Source organism: Pedobacter gandavensis (assembly GCF_032677645.1).
Taxonomy (GTDB): Bacteria; Bacteroidota; Bacteroidia; order Sphingobacteriales; family Sphingobacteriaceae; genus Pedobacter; species Pedobacter gandavensis_A.
Window position 1 is genome coordinate 632,668 of the sequence record NZ_JAVTSB010000001.1, and the last position, 18,256, is coordinate 650,923.

At 42.3% G+C, this 18,256-nt stretch carries 16 protein-coding genes; 7 read left to right on the forward strand and 9 right to left on the reverse strand.

Translation table 11 applies throughout. The features are described from left to right. Positions 1-3 precede the first annotated feature (3 nt). The 9 genes from R2Q66_RS02755 to R2Q66_RS02795 all read right to left on the reverse strand — a co-directional run bounded on the left by R2Q66_RS02755 (position 4) and on the right by R2Q66_RS02795 (position 11,131). The gene (locus R2Q66_RS02755) at positions 4-1,833 is read right to left on the reverse strand and encodes a hypothetical protein (protein ID WP_316746467.1); all 1,830 of its coding nucleotides are present in this window, start codon (positions 1,831-1,833) and stop codon (positions 4-6) included. 33 nt (positions 1,834-1,866) lie between these two features. Then, the gene (locus R2Q66_RS02760; protein WP_316746468.1) at positions 1,867-3,693 is read right to left on the reverse strand and encodes a hypothetical protein; all 1,827 of its coding nucleotides are present in this window, start codon (positions 3,691-3,693) and stop codon (positions 1,867-1,869) included. 86 nt (positions 3,694-3,779) lie between these two features. After that, the gene (locus R2Q66_RS02765; protein ID WP_316746469.1) at positions 3,780-4,610 is read right to left on the reverse strand and encodes a hypothetical protein; all 831 of its coding nucleotides are present in this window, start codon (positions 4,608-4,610) and stop codon (positions 3,780-3,782) included. 1 nt (position 4,611) lies between these two features. Further along, the gene (locus tag R2Q66_RS02770; RefSeq protein WP_316746470.1) at positions 4,612-7,161 is read right to left on the reverse strand and encodes a TonB-dependent receptor; all 2,550 of its coding nucleotides are present in this window, start codon (positions 7,159-7,161) and stop codon (positions 4,612-4,614) included. Further along, the gene (locus R2Q66_RS02775; RefSeq protein ID WP_316746471.1) at positions 7,161-8,162 is read right to left on the reverse strand and encodes a FecR family protein; all 1,002 of its coding nucleotides are present in this window, start codon (positions 8,160-8,162) and stop codon (positions 7,161-7,163) included. Before R2Q66_RS02775 ends, R2Q66_RS02770 begins: the two co-directional genes overlap by 1 nt. 5 nt (positions 8,163-8,167) lie before the next feature. Then, the gene (locus R2Q66_RS02780; protein ID WP_316746472.1) at positions 8,168-8,779 is read right to left on the reverse strand and encodes an RNA polymerase sigma-70 factor; all 612 of its coding nucleotides are present in this window, start codon (positions 8,777-8,779) and stop codon (positions 8,168-8,170) included. Positions 8,780-8,788: 9 nt separating this feature from the next. Then, positions 8,789-9,268: a hypothetical protein gene (locus R2Q66_RS02785; protein ID WP_316746473.1), complete on the reverse strand. Its 480-nt coding sequence runs from the start codon at positions 9,266-9,268 to the stop codon at positions 8,789-8,791. Positions 9,269-9,333: 65 nt separating this feature from the next. Then, positions 9,334-10,338: a glycosyl transferase gene (locus tag R2Q66_RS02790; protein ID WP_316746474.1), complete on the reverse strand. Its 1,005-nt coding sequence runs from the start codon at positions 10,336-10,338 to the stop codon at positions 9,334-9,336. Beyond that, positions 10,331-11,131, reverse strand: a complete 801-nt coding sequence (locus tag R2Q66_RS02795) for a TIGR04325 family methyltransferase (RefSeq protein ID WP_316746475.1) — start codon at positions 11,129-11,131, stop codon at positions 10,331-10,333. Before R2Q66_RS02795 ends, R2Q66_RS02790 begins: the two co-directional genes overlap by 8 nt. 170 nt (positions 11,132-11,301) lie before the next feature. Between R2Q66_RS02795 and miaB the strand changes: the two genes are divergently transcribed. From miaB to groL, 7 genes are all read left to right on the forward strand, one after another. Then, positions 11,302-12,750 carry a tRNA (N6-isopentenyl adenosine(37)-C2)-methylthiotransferase MiaB gene (gene miaB / locus R2Q66_RS02800; RefSeq protein ID WP_316746476.1) on the forward strand — a complete coding sequence of 483 codons (1,449 nt, stop codon included), beginning with the start codon at positions 11,302-11,304 and terminating at the stop codon, positions 12,748-12,750. 19 nt (positions 12,751-12,769) lie between these two features. Next, positions 12,770-13,999, forward strand: a complete 1,230-nt coding sequence (locus R2Q66_RS02805; protein WP_316746477.1) for a sigma-54 interaction domain-containing protein — start codon at positions 12,770-12,772, stop codon at positions 13,997-13,999. 4 nt (positions 14,000-14,003) lie between these two features. Then, positions 14,004-14,522 carry an LptE family protein gene (locus R2Q66_RS02810; protein ID WP_316746478.1) on the forward strand — a complete coding sequence of 173 codons (519 nt, stop codon included), beginning with the start codon at positions 14,004-14,006 and terminating at the stop codon, positions 14,520-14,522. Positions 14,523-14,553: 31 nt separating this feature from the next. Beyond that, entirely contained in the window at positions 14,554-15,597 is a 1,044-nt protein-coding gene (locus R2Q66_RS02815) for a hypothetical protein (RefSeq protein WP_316746479.1), read from the forward strand. 14 nt (positions 15,598-15,611) lie between these two features. After that, complete coding sequence (gene secG / locus R2Q66_RS02820; protein WP_316746480.1) at positions 15,612-15,965, forward strand: preprotein translocase subunit SecG; 354 nt, start codon at positions 15,612-15,614, stop codon at positions 15,963-15,965. 238 nt (positions 15,966-16,203) lie between these two features. After that, positions 16,204-16,497, forward strand: a complete 294-nt coding sequence (gene groES, locus R2Q66_RS02825; RefSeq protein WP_316746481.1) for a co-chaperone GroES — start codon at positions 16,204-16,206, stop codon at positions 16,495-16,497. 58 nt (positions 16,498-16,555) lie between these two features. Beyond that, positions 16,556-18,193, forward strand: coding sequence for a chaperonin GroEL (gene groL / locus R2Q66_RS02830; RefSeq protein ID WP_316746482.1), 1,638 nt, complete (start codon positions 16,556-16,558; stop codon positions 18,191-18,193). Positions 18,194-18,256 lie beyond the last annotated feature (63 nt).

Consider the following 18,256-nt stretch of genomic DNA (forward strand, 5'->3'; position numbering starts at 1 on the left):
CAGCTAATGACCTTTTCTGGCTTTCAGCCTTTCGCGTTGCAACCTTTCCCGCAGCAATCTCCGCTTTTCCCTTCTGGCCTGTCTGGCTTCCCTATCGAGTTTGATCTGCTCAAAAGTGGCAATCTGCGTCTTAATCTTTTGCTCCTTCTCTTCGGTTACCCCCACACTATGTTTGATGCCCAGGAATAAAGATTTCCAGATAAAGCTAAAGAAAGAAGCACTTTTAGCGCGTTCTTCGTGGATTTTTGCAGTCACGAGTTTGCCGTCTTTGCCCGGGTTATTGGGATTTAAGATCATGGCATTGGCCAGAAAAGACATCCAGCCCTGCCTGACCAGGCGACTTTCTCCGGCTTCTTTTTTCAGTAAGTTGACAGAAAGCTCAGAGTATTCAAATTTCATCAGACCGTTTGCTTCGCGGTCGTTGGCATCCACCTGAAACTCGAGGCGCTTCACTTCCCCGCTTTTAATGGCGATCATCCCCAGCGGTCTGGTGATGCGGTTTAACGCCCGTCCATCCATTGGGCCGAGTACCCCGGAATAAGAAAAGGCGCCATCTTTGGCATCCAGGTTAAACTTAAAGTTGACATCCAGCTTTCCCCTCCCCATCAGGTAAGTGGTCAGATTAGCCGTCATCCATGGGTTTTTAGCTTTATCTTTTGGCACATTGGTCACATTGCTAAAACTGCCGGAAGTGTTTTCGAAGGTAATCGTTCCTTTCTGCTGGCTGTCTGTATCATACTCAGCATAGCTAACGCCTATATTACTCAGATTAAGTTTTTGGATACTCAACTTCCCATTTACCCTTTGTAGCAGCTGATGTGGGAAACGTCCGATCTTTTCTCTGATCAGTGGCGGTAGCGCTTTATTGTTAAAGACCTTAATTGAACCGTTTGCGACGGTCATTTCTTTAGCCATCAATTCCTGTTTCAGGATATACAAAGGCAGGTTGATGCCTTCGAGGCTCAGGTCGCTCAGTTGAATATGGTAACGGTCTTTTGCATAACCCAGTGTTTTCCCGAATTCCATTTCGCTGTACCTCGGAATCACCCCCAGGCTTTTAATATTGAGTTTACCGGTAGAAGTGGCAAAATCCAATTGGTTTAAGCTGATATGATATAAGCTATCGGGCGTAGCGAAAGTATAATTATTCAGTTTGATGACTACATTTTTCAACAGGTACATCCTACTTTTATCCAGAGAAGAATGCGGATCTATCAGGTAATCTTTCAAGGTGATGTTCAGGTTTTGCACTGAGTCGGCCTGTGGTTTAACGCCGTTATTGTTGATGTATTTAAAGCTGATGTTGTTGAAATTAACGGTATTGATGGCAAATTCTTTCAGGTATTCGGAAATGTAATCATAGGGAGAGGTATTGGGCATTGGGGCTTTATCCTCATTGAAATCGAATTGCTGGTTCACCATTACCACATCCGGATGATCCAGACGCAGTTCGCTGATGTTTAATTTACGGTAACGCAGGAAGGTATACAGGTGAAAATTCCGGATCTCGATTTTCTCCAGTTCCAGGTGATAGATGTTATTGGGCGCTTTTTTCAGGGCGATTAATTTCTTGAAAATCCGCAGGTCGGGGATCACTTTTACCCCCGTGAGCGAAGCATTGGCAGTCAGCAGATTCATCCGGATACCCGTAAATTCGATATGGTACAAGCTATCTGTGGTCTTCAATACCAACTCTTTGATCTGCGCTTTAACTAATGGCTTAAATTTAAAAGCAAGGTATCTTGAAGTAAGGCCCATGATCAATAGCAATAAGACCAGGCCAGCGGCTGTTCGGATTAGTATTTTCTTGTGCTTGCGTAGTTTTTCAATCATAGGCCGGGTACCTGATATCCTAAGATAGTTTTTTTATGTCTTGTTTTCCTTTCGTTCGGCTCTTTTCTGCTGGCGTTCTTCTCTTTTCTCTTTACGTGCTTCTCTTTTTTCCCGGCGCTCTTCTTTCTTATCCTGAATCACTTCCATTGCTTTCTCGGGAGTTTTCACCGGAACGATCCCCAGGCCGGCAGTTTCCCTCATCCCAATAAAGATTCCTTTCCACAATAGATTAAAGAAAGAAGCTGCGGGGGAACGTTCAAAGGTGATATTTGCCGTTCTTGGCGCTTCACCTTTGGTAGGATTGGCATCAATGATTAACAGCTCGTTGGCCAGAAAAGACAGCAATCCTTTTTTCTGTTGCGGGGCGCCATCCTCCCCCTCTTTGAGCAGTTTTACTTTCAGATCCGTATAATAAAAATGAACCTTCCCTTTGGAGCCTTTAGTATTGGCCTGGATATCGAAAGCTACTTTCTGCATTTTTCCGGATTCTATTTCTATCAATCCCAGCGGTTTGGAAATGGCATTCAGATCGGTAAGGTTCATCGGGGCCACAGTTCCCGAATAATGGAATGCACCTTTAGGATCTGTCAGGTTAAAATCTATCCTGAGCTCTATCTTTGATTTCTTCATCACCAGGGCGCTCAGATTAGCCACTGCATGGTTGTTTTTTACAACGCTGAGGGAATCATTGGTTACATGGAGCACTTTTCCTTTTAGATTCTGGAAATAGATCGTTCCTTTTTGCTGACTAATTGGATTGTACTCGGTATAAGCGAGGTCAATATTATCGATTTTTAGGGTATCTACAATAGTTGGCAAGCTCAACCTCCTTAAAGCCATATGAGGAAAATTCCTGCCTTTATCCAGGTTTGGAGGCGCGGGCATTTCCCTGTTTAAGAAGATACCGGCTTTTGCGGGGCCTATGGTGACATTTTTCACATGAAAGACCCTATCCTCATAGAAACCGGGGAAGTCGAGCCCGGACAGGCTGATCTGCTCAAAGTCCAGGTTATAGCGGTCTTTCCCATATTTAAACATCCGGCTAAAGGCCAGGTCAGGATACCTTGGCGTCATCTTAAACCCTTTAATGAGGACTGTTCCTTTCGCCACAGATCCGGAAATCGTATCCACTTTTGTGAGGTACATTTTATCTTTAGTCTGGTAGCCGTTAACTTCAAAAGAGATGTCTTTTGTATAGTAAAACCTGGTGGTATCAAACTGGGAAACCGAATCGATCAGGAAGTCTTTTACAGTCAGGTTTAACTTTTTAATGCGGTGTAATGGTTGGCCACTGGCACCATCGATATAATCAAAATCGGCGTTTTTAATACGAATGGCATCAATATCCAGAGATTTCAGGCTTTTAGCCAGCAGCTGATAAAGGGTTTTGTTGCTGCTGGTATCTTTCTTCTTCTTTGGCAACTGATAATGCATCATATTGATAGAAGGCTGATCTAGGACAATGCTATTGATGTGGATTGTTTTATGGAAAAAGGCTTTGACCAGTCCGAGGTGGTTGACCTGGAGCTTTTTCACTTTCAATTGAAACAAATGGATGGGCGCCTGCCCTACGGCTTTGAGCTGATGAAAAACGGTGGTATCAGGACTCAGGCTCACTTCGTCTAATGAAGCGGTTCCGGTAAGCAGATTGAGGTGGATATCTTTAAAATCCAGGTTGTAAAGACCTATAGAACCCTGTTGGATTCCTGCTTTCAGCTTTTCCGAAATTAAGGGTTTCCATCTGGCACTTAAGTAAATTGCAGTTCCTCCAATGAGGATAACAATCAGGGCTAAAATCCCCGCCAACCACTTCCATACTTTCCTTTTCCCTGATTTTTCTCCTGATTCCTCTTGTTTCATACGCTGCGTCTTTACAGAAGTACTGCAATATCGAGGCCATAAATAAAAGCAGGAGGCCATGATCGAAGAGCCCCATGAGGGATTGCTTAAAGTTCGCTGGCTTTATATCTACCCGCAACTACATCTACGGCATAGAAATAGCCTTGCGCATTTCCCGTCACATTTCCAGTAGCATTTACCGGCACCGCAGAGAATAATCCACTCCAATCTGTTTCCATAAACACATCGTAAAGGTATTTGGCATAACGCTCAGAAAGTGACAATTTGTAAATGGTGATATTATCGTCTTTCCCCAACACAAAGTTTCTTTTCAGGTTATTTAAGGGGTATAAAGAGTTTGGGGAGCCCAGAAAATGGGTATAACTATAATATTTGGACTGGTCGAACTTGCCGGGATTCCATAGCGGAATATCCAGGTAAGAGATTAACCATTTATTGGGATTAAGATAACCAAAGGTATGTTTTGGGATGGTGCCGGTATAAGTACCATCCCCCATGGCTTTCATAGAAATCGGCAAAAAATCATCTACAATATTGACTACTTGTCTCAAAGTATCGATGGCCGTATAAGTTTGTCCGTTGTAGAGCACTTTAAGCGTATAAGCGCCATTATAATTAGGTTCGTTCTTATTGGTTGCCGTGTAAACACCAGCGGTAGCAGATTCTTTAAAAACCATTTCTGATTTACCATCATCCACGGTAACCTGGGCTTTCGAAATGGGTGTAGGCTCTGCATCTGTAGTTAAAGCGGGTTTCGATAGCCGGATATACTGCGTAGTGGAACGGGTATTGATCCCCCCTTCTACAGCAAGATCGTATTGGCGTTTAGGGCTCAAAAACCGGTCGTCCAATGTTTTTTTACAGCCGGAAAGCCCCGTTAACAACAGCATGCCTATGATCAAATAAACTCCTCTCATCTTAAATTTTGAAACTATAAGCGATCCATGGATAAAACCCTAAACTATATTCAATACTACTCTTTTTTGCTTCAAAGGAAGAAGAATTCAAATGGTAATATAAAGGATTTTTACGGTTATACAGGTTGTAAACACCCACAGAAAGAATGCTGGACAGGAATCGCTGGCCCGGCATTTTGGTTCGGAACTGGTATTGTGCAGAAACATCCATTCTGCTGAACACCGGAAATCTGCTGGTATTTCTTTCTTCAAAAATCGGTACGTTTAAACCATCATGCTGGTAAAAACCGACCGGAAGTGTTAAGGGTCTCCCTGTGGAATAAATAAAGAAACTCTGGAAAGACAAGCGTTTATTGAACTCATATCTGGCAGTAATTTTGAGCTCATGAGGGATGTCATAATTGGCTACAAACTCCTTCCCGAAATTGAGCTCTTCAATTTCCCGGAATACCCTGGAATAGCTGTAAGCAATCGTTCCTGAAAGCCGGCCTTCCGTTTTCGTCATTTCCAGCTCCAGGCCATAAGCCCTGGCACTGCCCGGCCTTAACTGCTTTCTCACCTCCGGGTTTTTGATGATCTGGGCATGATCAATCAATTCCAACTGGTGGTCCATCATTTTGTAATAAGCATTTGCAGACCAGATATACTGGTTGGGAATGTAGCGATAGCCCAGGGAGAAATAATCTGAATGTTGCGGTTTAATCGTTTTTGAGGCAGGGATCCAGGGCTCCAGGGAAGAAAAGGCCAGGGTACTGTTTTGAATCAGTTGCAGGTATTGGTAATTCCGGTTATACGTAAAAAAGTAGCGCTGCTCCGCTGTGGGCAGGTAGCTGAAATTCAAGCGTGGTTCCGGGTTGACAAATAGTTTAATCTCATGTCCTTCCAACCGGTTTCCCTGGGAATCAAACAGGTTATTACGCCGTTCATTATTTTTAAACATACCGAGGCGGAGACCGTAATCCAGTTCAAAATGCGGACTTAAACTAAGGCGCTGGGCATAATACAAGGCCGCCTCGAAGCTCTGGTCTCCGCGGATGTTAAACTCATCATTTGGAGATTGCTTTACCTCACCGGGATTGAACTGATGATAAATAGCAGAGGCACCAAATTTAATCTGATTCAGCGGACTGAGGTAATAGGTATAATCTGCTTTCAGGGTAATATCCCTCACCCGGGTTTGCCATTGTGTTTTTTGCGATAAAGTATCGGCATTCAAGTCCAGCACGTTATTGTAATTGCTATAGATCAGGGATACATTCTGGAAGATGGTAGAGTTAAAAATATGGTTCCAGCGGAAGGTGGAAGTCAGGTTCCCCCAGTTGTTGGTATAGGCATTTTCGGAAAGCAACTTATCTTTTCCGGCATATACAGAATAGAAAACAGTATTGTTCTGATTGAGCGTATAGTTTGCTTTGGCATTGATATCATAATAAACGGAAAATGGATTGAACAGCTTAAAGTTGCTGCGGAATACATCCAGCAGACTTCTTCTGAAGGCGAAAATAAAAGAGCCTTTATCCTTTACGATGGGCCCTTCCGCAGCGATACGAGCAGAAAGGAAATTGATTCCCCCGGTTAAATGATACTCTTTATTGTTCCCTTCGGTCATGCGGTTAATCACCACAGCTGAAAGGCGGCCCCCAAAATTTGCGGGGATATAATCTCTGTAAACCTGGACATTATTGACCACATCCGGATTAAAAACAGAGACCAATCCGTATAAATGTGAGGGATTATACACAATGGCCTCATCCAGTAAAATCAGGTTCTGATCGGAATTCCCCCCTCTGACAAACATTCCGGAGCTACCTTCAGAAAGGGCCTTGATGCCATTTTGCATTTGCAGTTTTTTCACCACATCCGTTTCTCCGGCATAATACGCGGTATTATTCAACTGAGCAGGGCCAAAAGTCTGCTTATTTAAAAGGATCGGATTGGGATTTAGGTTACTGGATTTGATCTCTACTTCCTCCAGACGATTGGTCTTTAAGATAAGTTCCGGATTAATTTGCAGATCCTGATCTAAGCGAATCCTTTCTTCACGCGTTTGAAAACCGGTATGGGACACCATGAGCTGATAGCTGCCTTCGGGAATCAGCAAAGAGAAGAAACCATATTGATTGGTATTGACACCCAGACTCAGTTCGGGAATATAAACCGTAGCACCGATCAACACTTCTCCACTTGCCTGGTCCCTGACATGGCCGCTGATGGTCCATTGAATTTCTTTCAGGGGGCTGATCACGATATCCTCGCCCACCAGTTTAAAGCCCAGATTAGTCCCGAACAGGACCTGGCTTAAAACGGCCGACAATGGGATTTGCTTCAAATTGAGCGGGACGGTTCTTTTATTTCTCAAAAGATCCGGATCAAAGGCAAAGCTACATTTTGCTTTTTCTTCTAAGAGGTGTAATACCCTGATGAGGGAATCCGCAGGACTGTGGATAGTGACCGGCTGATTTAATCTTGTTTTCTGCTGCGCAAAGGCAGCGGAGGAACCAAACACAAATAACCATAAAAAGAGGCTAAAGATCCGCGAAACGCCAGTCATTATTTCAGGGATAAAACGTATTTACCATCGGCCTTAGCCAGCTTTAAATCTAAAGAAGCTGAGACCACTGCCAGTGCAGTATCCAGGTCTTGATACTGTAGTTTAGCCGTCAGTTTTCTAGTTTTCAGACTTTCTCCTTCGATCTCAATTTTAGCCTGGTATACTTTCTCCAGTTGCTGCAGCACCTGTTGCAGCGGAACCTCGGTGAAAACAAACCTTTTGTCGAGCCAGGCTTTATAATTAGGGTCCGGGTTATCCAACGCATTCAGCGTTTTATCAGCTACATCGTAGATGCCCATTTTACCGGCTGTCAGGTTCACTTTTCTGGAAGTACCCGCTTCCGTCAGCTCCACTTCTCCTTCTTCTACAATGACCGTAGTTTTTACCACATTTCTGCTGATATTAAACCGTGTTCCAATGTCTTTGGCTTCTACTGCACCTAAATCCACTCTAAAGCGCGAAGCGGAATTGGCGGCCACCTGTATAAATGCTTCTCCTTTGACCAGCACCAGTTTACGATCAGAAAGGAAGTTGTTTTTGCTATAGCTGATGGTGGTTCCGGCATTCAGTTTCAGCGTAGTTCCATCCGGAAGTACCACATTACTGACTGCTGCCATTCCCGTATTGATCAGCACCTCTTTATTTTTCCAGAAAAAGTAGCCATAACCGAGTGTAGATAAAGCGAGGAATACGGCCGCAACTTTCATCCAGAAATAATGCCTGCTGTTTCCTTTGACTATCCCCATGGTTACCGGAGCTTCCTGTTGCTTAAGTTTCTGATCCAATGTATTCCAGGATTGTTGTACATCAGGCACATGACCTTCCGCCAACTTATCCAGGTTGGTTTGGAGGTTATGAAATTCCTGATAGGTTTTTTCATTTTCCGCATCCGCCTCCCTCCATTGGTTCAGGATGAGTATATTTTCCGCGCTGATTGATTCTTCGAGATCTTCTATGATCAGAGAAAAAATAAACGATTCATTATTTTCATTAGTATTCATTCGGGTTATCTTAAAATCATTTTTAGCAACAGGAATATCGACATCAGTATGGCTCCGGACTTCCCGAGCTCCAATCTTAATTTCTGAAAGCCATAGGTCAAATGGTTCTTCACAGTTTTCAATGAAATGTTCATCTGATCTGCAATTTCCTGTTGTTTTAATTTACCAAAGCGGCTCAGGTACATCACCTCTTTGCATTTGGGTGGCAGCAATTCCAAAGCCTCTTCCAGCTTTTTCAACAGCAACTCTTCTTCCTTTTGGCGATCCTCCTCCGGATCTTCGGGCTGCTGAAGGTTAATATAGCCTCTTTGCTTTGCCGCCTCATTTTTTTCCTTTTTCAGGAAGTTAAGAGAGGCATTTACAATAGACCTGAACAAATAGCTTTTCATCGAATACTGAATATTGAACTGACTGGCTTTATTCCAGATATTAATAAACAAATCATGCACAATTTCTTCTGCGGCTTCTGTGTTCCCTACATACCTATAAGCGAGGACAAACAGCTGCCGGTAATACTTTTTATAAAAGGTTTCAAACACCTTTTTATCTTTATTTCTGATGGCATTCATCAGCAATACATCATCATCAGGCGCGGCATTCATCGGTTCGTTAGTCATGATCTGCCCTTAAATTTGTTTCAAAGTAAGGACACCTGAAATTTCAGGTGATCGTTGTAAGGTATTGATGGCTACAAACCAATATCCTTTCAGGAGATTACGCTCCTGCAAGGGTGTTAATACAATTGTTCCCGATAAAGGAACCGGGTTAGTGCTTCCTGCCGGCAGTTTAATCTCCTGGATTAAGGTTCCTTTAGAGCCTTTCACCCCATTTCTAAGACTGATCTGATCCGGAACAATTGTTTCATACTCTAAAGAATAGCTTAACAATTTACTCCCTTCGTCATATTTGCCTTTCAATACGGCCTTACCTTCCGAATCTGTATTTGTTCCCTTTTTATCTACTCTTGCCGTAACCACATACGACCTCACCGGAGGTTTAATTTTCTGATTGGTTTCCGATTGCTTTTTACAGCTACCGAAAACCATAATCATCCAGAACACCCCTATTTTGAATAACGTAAATCCCTGACCTTTAACACCCCTCATATTAATATTTTAACAGGCAACTAAAATACTAATATATTGAAGATCCTTAGGGCTAGATTTTAATATTATATAAAACCATATTGAAAAGATCTTTTGGTGTAAAAATTCTTATAATAACCCAGCACAAAAAACACCAGATAACGGGATAAAACCTTTCTCACCCAGGCAAATTCATTATTAATATGATAAGGGGTTAATCCCTCTACCGTAATTTTAATCTGGCTTTCTGCGATGGACAATGCCCTTACATAAGCTTTGTAAATGTGTTTGATCTGATTTCTGCCGAGCTGATATCCGGCAGGTGCAATCATATAGCTATTGTTGGAGGAATAGCTAAAGCCATGATAATGGTAAAATACCAGGTCAAATTCCTGATGATCTGCCAGAACCTGCCCCCTGGATTTCCCTGATTGAAGCTTAAAATTATACTGTTGTACATTCCATGGCGCGATACCTGCGCCCAAATGCTGACACACATGCACCCCGCTGAACCGCGTTGTCCAATCGTCCAGATATTTCTGGTCTCCAAATTTACCTTCCTCCATCCGGGCATAGCACCAGGCTAAACAAGCATCCACCCACCAATTTAAGACCTCCATCCCTTCGGGCGTATTCTTAAAGGTCATAAATTGTACACAGTAAATGCCACTTGTGGCCGACTGGTCATAACAAGGTGTGTATCTATGTTCGGTGATCAACACTGATTTTTCGCCCATCTCATCGATTAAAACCTGTGGGTTACTAAAAAAGAGCAGGTCTGCATCTACATAAGTACAATGATCCAGGTTAAAATAGGCGATACAATGCTTAATCGTACTGGAAGCGGCAGTCCAGCAGTATTCCTGTTCTGTACGCGTCGGTTTTACCGCCAATAAAGCTTCATTTTCAAACTCCGCCAGGGAGATGATGGTTGCTTTTGGAAGCGCCATACTCGACAATGCGTCATAGCAATGGGAATCAAAAGCAAAGATATATAAATGAAAATCGGGGCAGGTTTGCTCCAGAGAACGATACATAGCCAAACCTCGCGAAAAATAAGTCGTGTTAAAAAGTGTACAGAAGTTAAGCATATGTTGATTTGTTTTGAAAGTAAAAACCTTTGTCGTAACCCAATTCCAGTCCATTGATCTGCATGGTTTCTTCTCCTTTTACGTAGGAGGTAAATTCGGCGACCAGCTGGTATTGATCCTGGAAGTGGCTCATAAAACGGGGCTGGTTAAAGAACCAGGCGGGGTATGAAGCCGCATAAATTTCGGGCGGCACAATTTGCAGGGTGAGCCGATCCTGATGACCATAATGAAATGCGGTACGATCGAACAGTAAAAAAGGAAACTGATGGTTCAGCAGCTCCGCCAGAAACTCATGGGGTTCTTCCAGGTATTGCATTACAGAAGAAAGCACCACGAGGTCTATGGATTTTTCTTTCCGGCAATCGGCGATGCTGTAGTAAAACTTAAGGCGATCATCTTCAAAATGCTCCTTTCCGGTGCTTACATAGTGTTCCTGTTCGACCACATTCCAGCTGGCACAGATTTCTGGTGTTAAAAATTCTTTAATCTGGAAGTAGGTACTGCCTAGTGAGCCTCCAAAATCAAGCACATGAAGCGGTTTCTTTTGTACCGCAGCAGTATGCAGCAAAAAAGAGATTAAGGGGAATGGGTATTGTTTTTCTTCAAAGTTGACCGAGTCTCTTTCGTAGACCGCTTCCCCGTTTTTGACTTTCAGAATCGCTGTTTTTGTCTTTTCAAGGATCAGCCCTGCGTCATATCCGCTGGTTTCTGCGGCTACATCCGCCCAGGAAGGGTAATCACCAAACCAGCCATACAGCTGTTTCGGACTTTTTGCGAAGAGGCTTTTAAACATATCTAATGGGATTTTATCCGGTTTTACCACAAGGACAACCGATCCCTAAAAAAGTCCTATACCTTTCCCGAAGTATTTTCAGAAATTTTCTTTCCGTTTAAGACCCTGCCACTTTGTCATTTCTAAAATTATTTGTGTATTTTTGGAACCCAGAAAAATGTTAACCATTTATGATTGATTTACAGCTTACCGATAAGACACACGATGAAGAGCGCCAGGGCGAGGCTTTAGTTATTGATGCACCAGAGGTCCTTAATGGCCGGAAATTGTACATTGAAAGCTATGGCTGCCAGATGAATTTCGCAGATAGTGAGATTGTTGCCTCGATTTTAAAAGATCAGGGTTTTGAGACCACTAGTGATTATCATGAAGCAGATGTAGTATTTATCAACACCTGCTCTATCCGCGAAAATGCGGAGCAGAGAGTCCGCAACCGACTGTCGCAGTTTTCTGCGGAGAAACGTAGAAACCCGAAATTGGTAGTTGGCGTTTTAGGCTGTATGGCAGAACGTTTAAAATCAAAATTTCTGGAAGAAGAGAAATTGGTGGATATGGTGGTTGGCCCTGATGCATACCGCGACCTTCCTCAATTGATCAACCAGGTAGAAGATGGCCATAAAGCCATCAATGTATTGTTGTCCCGCGAGGAGACTTATGCAGACATTAGCCCGGTTAGGTTAAATACCAATGGCATTACCGCATTTATTTCGATCATGCGTGGTTGCGATAATATGTGTTCTTTCTGCGTAGTTCCATTTACCAGAGGACGCGAGCGTAGCAGAGATCCTTATTCGATCCTTGCAGAAGCACAGGATTTATTCGATAAAGGCTATAAAGAGGTGACTTTACTTGGACAGAATGTAGATTCTTACAAATGGAAAGGTGCTGATGCGGAAGAAACTGCGGAAATCGAAGTGAACTTCGCACAATTACTGGAAAAAGTAGCCTTGATCAGTCCGGAATTAAGGATCAGATTCTCTACTTCACACCCTAAAGACATTACGGACGAGGTATTGTATACCATCGCCAAATACGATAACATCTGTAATTATATCCACCTGCCAATCCAATCCGGAAGCACCAGGGTATTGGAATTAATGAACAGAACTTATACCAGAGAATGGTACATCAATAGAATCGAAGCCATCAGACAAATCATTCCTGGTTGCGCAATTTCCTCAGATATCATCGCCGGCTTCTGTACAGAAACGGAAGAAGAGCATCAGGAAACCCTGAGCATCATGGATTATGTAGGTTACGACTTCGCCTTTACTTTCTCTTATTCTGAAAGACCAGGTACACTTGCCGCAAGAAAACTGGCAGATGATATCCCTGAACCGGTGAAAAAACGCAGGTTAGCGGAGATATTATTGAAAGCACAGGAAACTTCTTTAATGCGCCTACAACAATTTGTTGGAAAAACTGTTAGAATTTTAGTGGAGGGTACTTCCAAAAAATCTGACCTTGACCTTTGCGGTAGAAATGACCAGAATGCGATGGTGGTTTTCCCTGCAACACCAGGTGTTAAAGGCGGGCAATATGTTAATGTTTACATTGACCGTTGTACCTCTGCCACCTTATTAGGAACCATTGCCGTTGAAGTACCTGAAATTGTTTAATCAATAAAGACAAATTACTTTGGACATACAAGACATTAAAAACCGGTTCGGCATCATCGGCGGCTCTCCGCTATTGAACCGGGCAATAGATATTGCCAGACAAGTTGCGCCAACCGACATGTCTGTATTAATTACCGGAGAAAGTGGAAGTGGTAAAGAGGTATTCTCTCATATCATTCATCAGATGAGCACCCGCAAACATGGTGCTTTTATTGCGGTCAACTGCGGCGCTATTCCAGAAGGAACGATAGATTCAGAACTTTTTGGACATGAGAAAGGCTCTTTTACCGGTGCTCATGAAGCCCGTAAAGGATATTTTGAGGTGGCCAACGGGGGGACAATATTTTTAGACGAGGTTGCGGAATTGCCTTTGGGTACCCAGGCTCGTTTACTGAGAATTCTGGAAAGTGGCGAATACCTGCGTGTAGGTTCTTCTAAAGTACAGAAAACTGATGTCAGGATTATTGCGGCTACTAACGTTGACGTGTATAACCGCGTAAAATCTGGTAAATTCCGTGAGGATTTATACTATCGATTGAATACGGTGCCTTTACGCATTCCTGCTTTACATGAGCGTAAGGAAGACATTTACCTTTTATTCAGAAAGTTTTCTGCTGATTTCAGCGATAAATACAGAAGTCCGGGAATTCAGCTGGAACCAGATGCGATACAAATGCTTAGTAATTACAGCTGGCCGGGTAACGTGAGACAGCTGAAAAACATTGCCGAGCAGATCTGTGTCTTAGAAAAGGAACGTAATGTAACGGCTGCGGCCTTATCAAACTATATTCCTAATGAAACTGCTGCTAATCTGCCAATGGCAATCAATGGTAGTACGAAGGAAGATTATACCGAGCGCGATATCCTTTACAAGGTACTTTTCGACATGAAAAAGGACATGATGGAATTGAAGAAACTGGTTGCGGAGATCATTCAAAGCGGCGGAAACACTTCCCATGTGATCGCAGACAACACGCATTACATCAATCAGCTGTACCAGGAGGTAGACCAGACGGTTAATGAGCCTACTTTTACGATTAAAAAGCCGGTTCAGAATGCCCCTTTAGATTATAACTATACGCAGGAAGCGGAAGAAGTGGAAGAGTCTTTGTCGCTGATCGATAAAGAATCTGATCTGATCAAAAAAGCATTGAAGAAACACAAGGGAAAACGCAAGTTTGCGGCACAGGAGCTTGGTATTTCGGAGCGTACGTTATATAGAAAAATTAAAGAACTGAATTTAAACTAGCCCAATGAAAAAGATATTATTGTTACTGGTTGTGGTTGCATTCGGTTTCAGTTCCTGCTCGATTAAATTTAACGGGACTTCTATCCCTAAGGAAATGAAAACGGTGAACGTGCTCTTTTTTGAGAACAACGCTACTTTAGTTGTTCCGAGTATGGCGATTAACCTGACAGAGGCTTTGAAGAATACGATTCGTAACCAGAGTAGTCTGAACATTACGACAAATAATCCTAATGCGGTTTTTTCTGGTAACATTACCAGTTACGACATCCGCCCGACTACGATTATTGATGCAAATAACAGCAGATCAGCTGCGAATACTTCTCCAATGAGTAGGATGACGATTCGTGTAAATGTAAAATACACCGATAACATCAATCCTAAGTTAAGTTTTGAGGAGCCTATTGAACGCTTTATTGATTTCCCGAATACGGGTAATTTTAGTCAGCAGGAACCAGATTTGAATAAAAAAGTGATTGATTTAATCACACAGGATATTTTTAACCGTGCATTTGAAAATTGGTAGCTTTTGAAAATGCAATTGTTAACTTAGCAACGTGGAGCAGGAAATAGACATGAGACAAGAACTGGAAGTATTATTAGCGGAACCTGAAAAGGTAAGACCCGATCATGCGCCTATGCTCAAAGATCTGGTGTCGAAATATCCGTATTTTCAGCCGTTACATCTTTTACTGGCGAAAGCTAGTCTGGACAGTATAGAAAAGAACAGTGTTCTTGCTACCGCAGCCTTATATACCAATGGGCAATTGCTTCATAATTTCCTGAACGAGCCGGAATATCTGGTAGACACTAAATTCAATGTTGTTTTTTCTCCTGCTTTTGACCAGTTGAGCAATCAGCCGGAAACCTTAGATGAGGTTTTGCTGGATGAGGTGCCTTCGGAAGCGGAGACTGACGATTTCGTATTGGAGAACATTGTTTCTACTGACTTTTTCGCTTTCCAGGATAACTTTAGTCCGGAGCCGGTTCCTGAAGCGGTGTTACGCGAAGAGGAACGCCTTGCGGCATTGGAAAGAGAAATCGCCAATCAGGAAGATCCGGTGGTGGTTAGCAAGTATGATGACGACCAGTTACCTTTCACCTTTTTGTGGTGGTTACATAAAACCAGAAAAGAATACCAGCAGATTTTCCAGCCTTATACTACGCCAAAGGTGGCTGTTGAATTTCCGGCAGATCAAGCTACCCAGGCAGGTCATGCTGCAGAGGCAGGCAAATCGAACGAACTGCAACAACAATATGTGGAGCACATCTTCCATATACAGAGTCCGCTGGCAGAAGAGCCTGCAACGGAATACCATCCGGGGAATCTGAACAATAAAGGAACTGCGATTATTGACAGCTTCCTGAAGAATGATCCGCAGATCAGTCCGCCGAAAGCCGAGCTGATCAACACAGAAAACAAGGCTAAAAAGAGCGCAGAGGACCATAATGACCTTGTATCTGAAACACTGGCTAAGATCTACATTGAACAAATGCTTTACGACAAGGCCATAGAGACTTATGAAAAATTAAGTTTGAAGTTTCCAGAAAAAAGCCGTTACTTTGCCGACCTTATCCAATCCATAGAAAAGAAAATTTAACCATATAACCGATTATGCTATTTTTAATTATTTTACTAATCATTGTCTGCATTGCCTTAGGTCTATTTGTTTTGATTCAAAACCCTAAAGGTGGTGGCCTTGCAACAGGTGGCACCGGCAGCAATATGTTTGGCGTTCAACGTACAGGTGATGTTCTTGAAAAAGGTACCTGGGTATTATTGGCATTAGTTGTTGTACTTACTTTATCTATTACGACTATTGCAAAAACAGGTGGATCATCGGCATCAGCTGTAGATTCTAAAATCCAGGAACATTTGGACAAAACGCCTACACCATCTCCACTAGGAAGCGCTGCACCAGCTACTACAGCTCCGGCAACTGCTACTCCTGATACGACAAAGAAATAAGAGATTATCCACAAGATATCTACAGTCCGGTATGTAAATGCCGGACTTTTTTTATGCTTTCATTTTTCTCTCCTTTATCCACAATTCTGCCAGTCTGACACGAAAATAGTTTTCGTCTAATCTATTAGCTGACAATGCCGTGTAAATTTGGCAAGGCAACCCCTCTGGCATAGAAACTGATGTACCAGGAACACTTAACACTTTTACATTAATTTTAAAATTAAAAACAGAATAAGTTATGGCTTTAAACATTAAACCCATTGCAGATAGAGTAGTAATTGAAGCTGCTCCTGCCGAAGAAAAAACAGCTTCGGGTATCTTTATCCCTGATACAGCTAAAGAAAAACCTCAACAAGGTACTGTAGTTGCAGTTGGTCCTGGTAAATATGCCGAGGCTACTGGTAACTTAATGCCATTGAGCGTTAAAGCTGGAGATGTGGTATTATATGGTAAATACGGTGGTACTGAAATTACTTTCGAAGGTAAAGAGTATCTAATTATGCGTGAATCTGACCTTTACGCTACACTTTAGTCGTTGAATTAACCTATTCAACCTTATTACAATCAATCATTAACAACAATATTTTAAAATGGCAAAGCAAGTAAGATATAATGTAGAAGCCCGTGACGCCCTGAAAAGAGGAGTTGACATTTTGGCTAATGCGGTAAAAGTAACTCTAGGTCCAAAAGGACGTAACGTAATTATTGACAAGAAATTTGGTTCACCTTCTATTACTAAAGATGGTGTTACTGTAGCGAAAGAGATCGAATTAAAAGATCCTATCGAAAATATGGGTGCTCAAATGGTGAAAGAAGTTGCTTCTAAAACTGCGGATATCGCAGGTGACGGAACAACAACTGCAACTGTATTGGCACAAGCAATTGTAACTGCTGGTATTAAAAACGTTGCTGCTGGTGCAAATCCAATGGATTTGAAACGCGGTATCGACAAAGCGGTTACTGCAATCGTTGCTAACTTAAAAGCACAATCTCAAACAGTAGGTGAAGACAATAACAAAATCAAACAAGTTGCTTCTATTTCAGCAAACAATGATGAGGTTATCGGTTCACTAATTGCTGAGGCAATGGGCAAAGTAGGTAAAGATGGTGTAATCACTGTAGAAGAAGCAAAAGGTACTGAAACTGAAGTAAAAACAGTTGAAGGTATGCAGTTTGACCGTGGTTACTTATCTCCATACTTTGTAACTAACGCAGATAAAATGGAAGCGGAATTAGAAAACCCTTACATCTTAATCTACGACAAAAAAATCAGCAACATGAAAGAATTGTTGCCAATTTTAGAGAAACAAGTACAAACAGGTAAACCATTATTGATCATTGCTGAAGACTTAGATGGCGAAGCATTAGCTACATTAGTAGTGAACAAGATCCGTGGTTCTCTGAAAGTTGTTGCTGTTAAAGCTCCAGGTTTCGGTGACCGTAGAAAAGCAATGTTAGAAGACATCGCTATCTTAACTGGTGGTACTGTAATTTCTGAAGAAAGAGGTTATAAATTAGAAAACGTTGACCTAACTTATTTAGGTACTGCTGAGAAAGTTCTTGTTGATAAAGACAATACAACTATCATCAATGGTGCAGGTCAATCTGAAGACATCAAAGCTCGCGTTAACCAGATCAAAGCTCAAATCGAGACAACTACATCTGATTATGACAAAGAGAAATTACAAGAGCGTTTGGCTAAATTAGCTGGCGGTGTTGCAGTTCTTTACGTTGGTGCAGCTTCTGAAGTTGAAATGAAAGAGAAAAAAGACCGTGTTGATGATGCTTTACATGCAACTCGTGCAGCTGTAGAAGAAGGTATCGTTGCAGGTGGTGGTGTTGCTTTCATCCGCGCAATCGAAGCTTTAGAAGGCATGAAAGGTGTGAATGATGATGAGACTACTGGTATTGCAATCGTTAAACGTGCAATCGAAGAGCCATTACGTCAAATCTGTCAGAATGCAGGTATTGAAGGTTCTATCGTAGTACAGAAAGTTAAAGAAGGTACTGGTGACTTCGGTTACAATGCCCGTACTGATGTATATGAAAACTTAATCGCTGCCGGTGTTATCGATCCAACTAAAGTAGGTCGTGTAGCATTAGAAAACGCAGCTTCTATCGCAGCTATGTTGTTAACAACAGAATGCGTATTAGCTGACGATCCAGAAGATGCTCCTGCTGGTGCAGGTATGCCTCCAATGGGTGGTGGTATGGGCGGAATGATGTAAATCTAACCCCAATAACATTTAAAAAGCCTCAGGATTTCGATCCTGGGGCTTTTTTGATGTTAC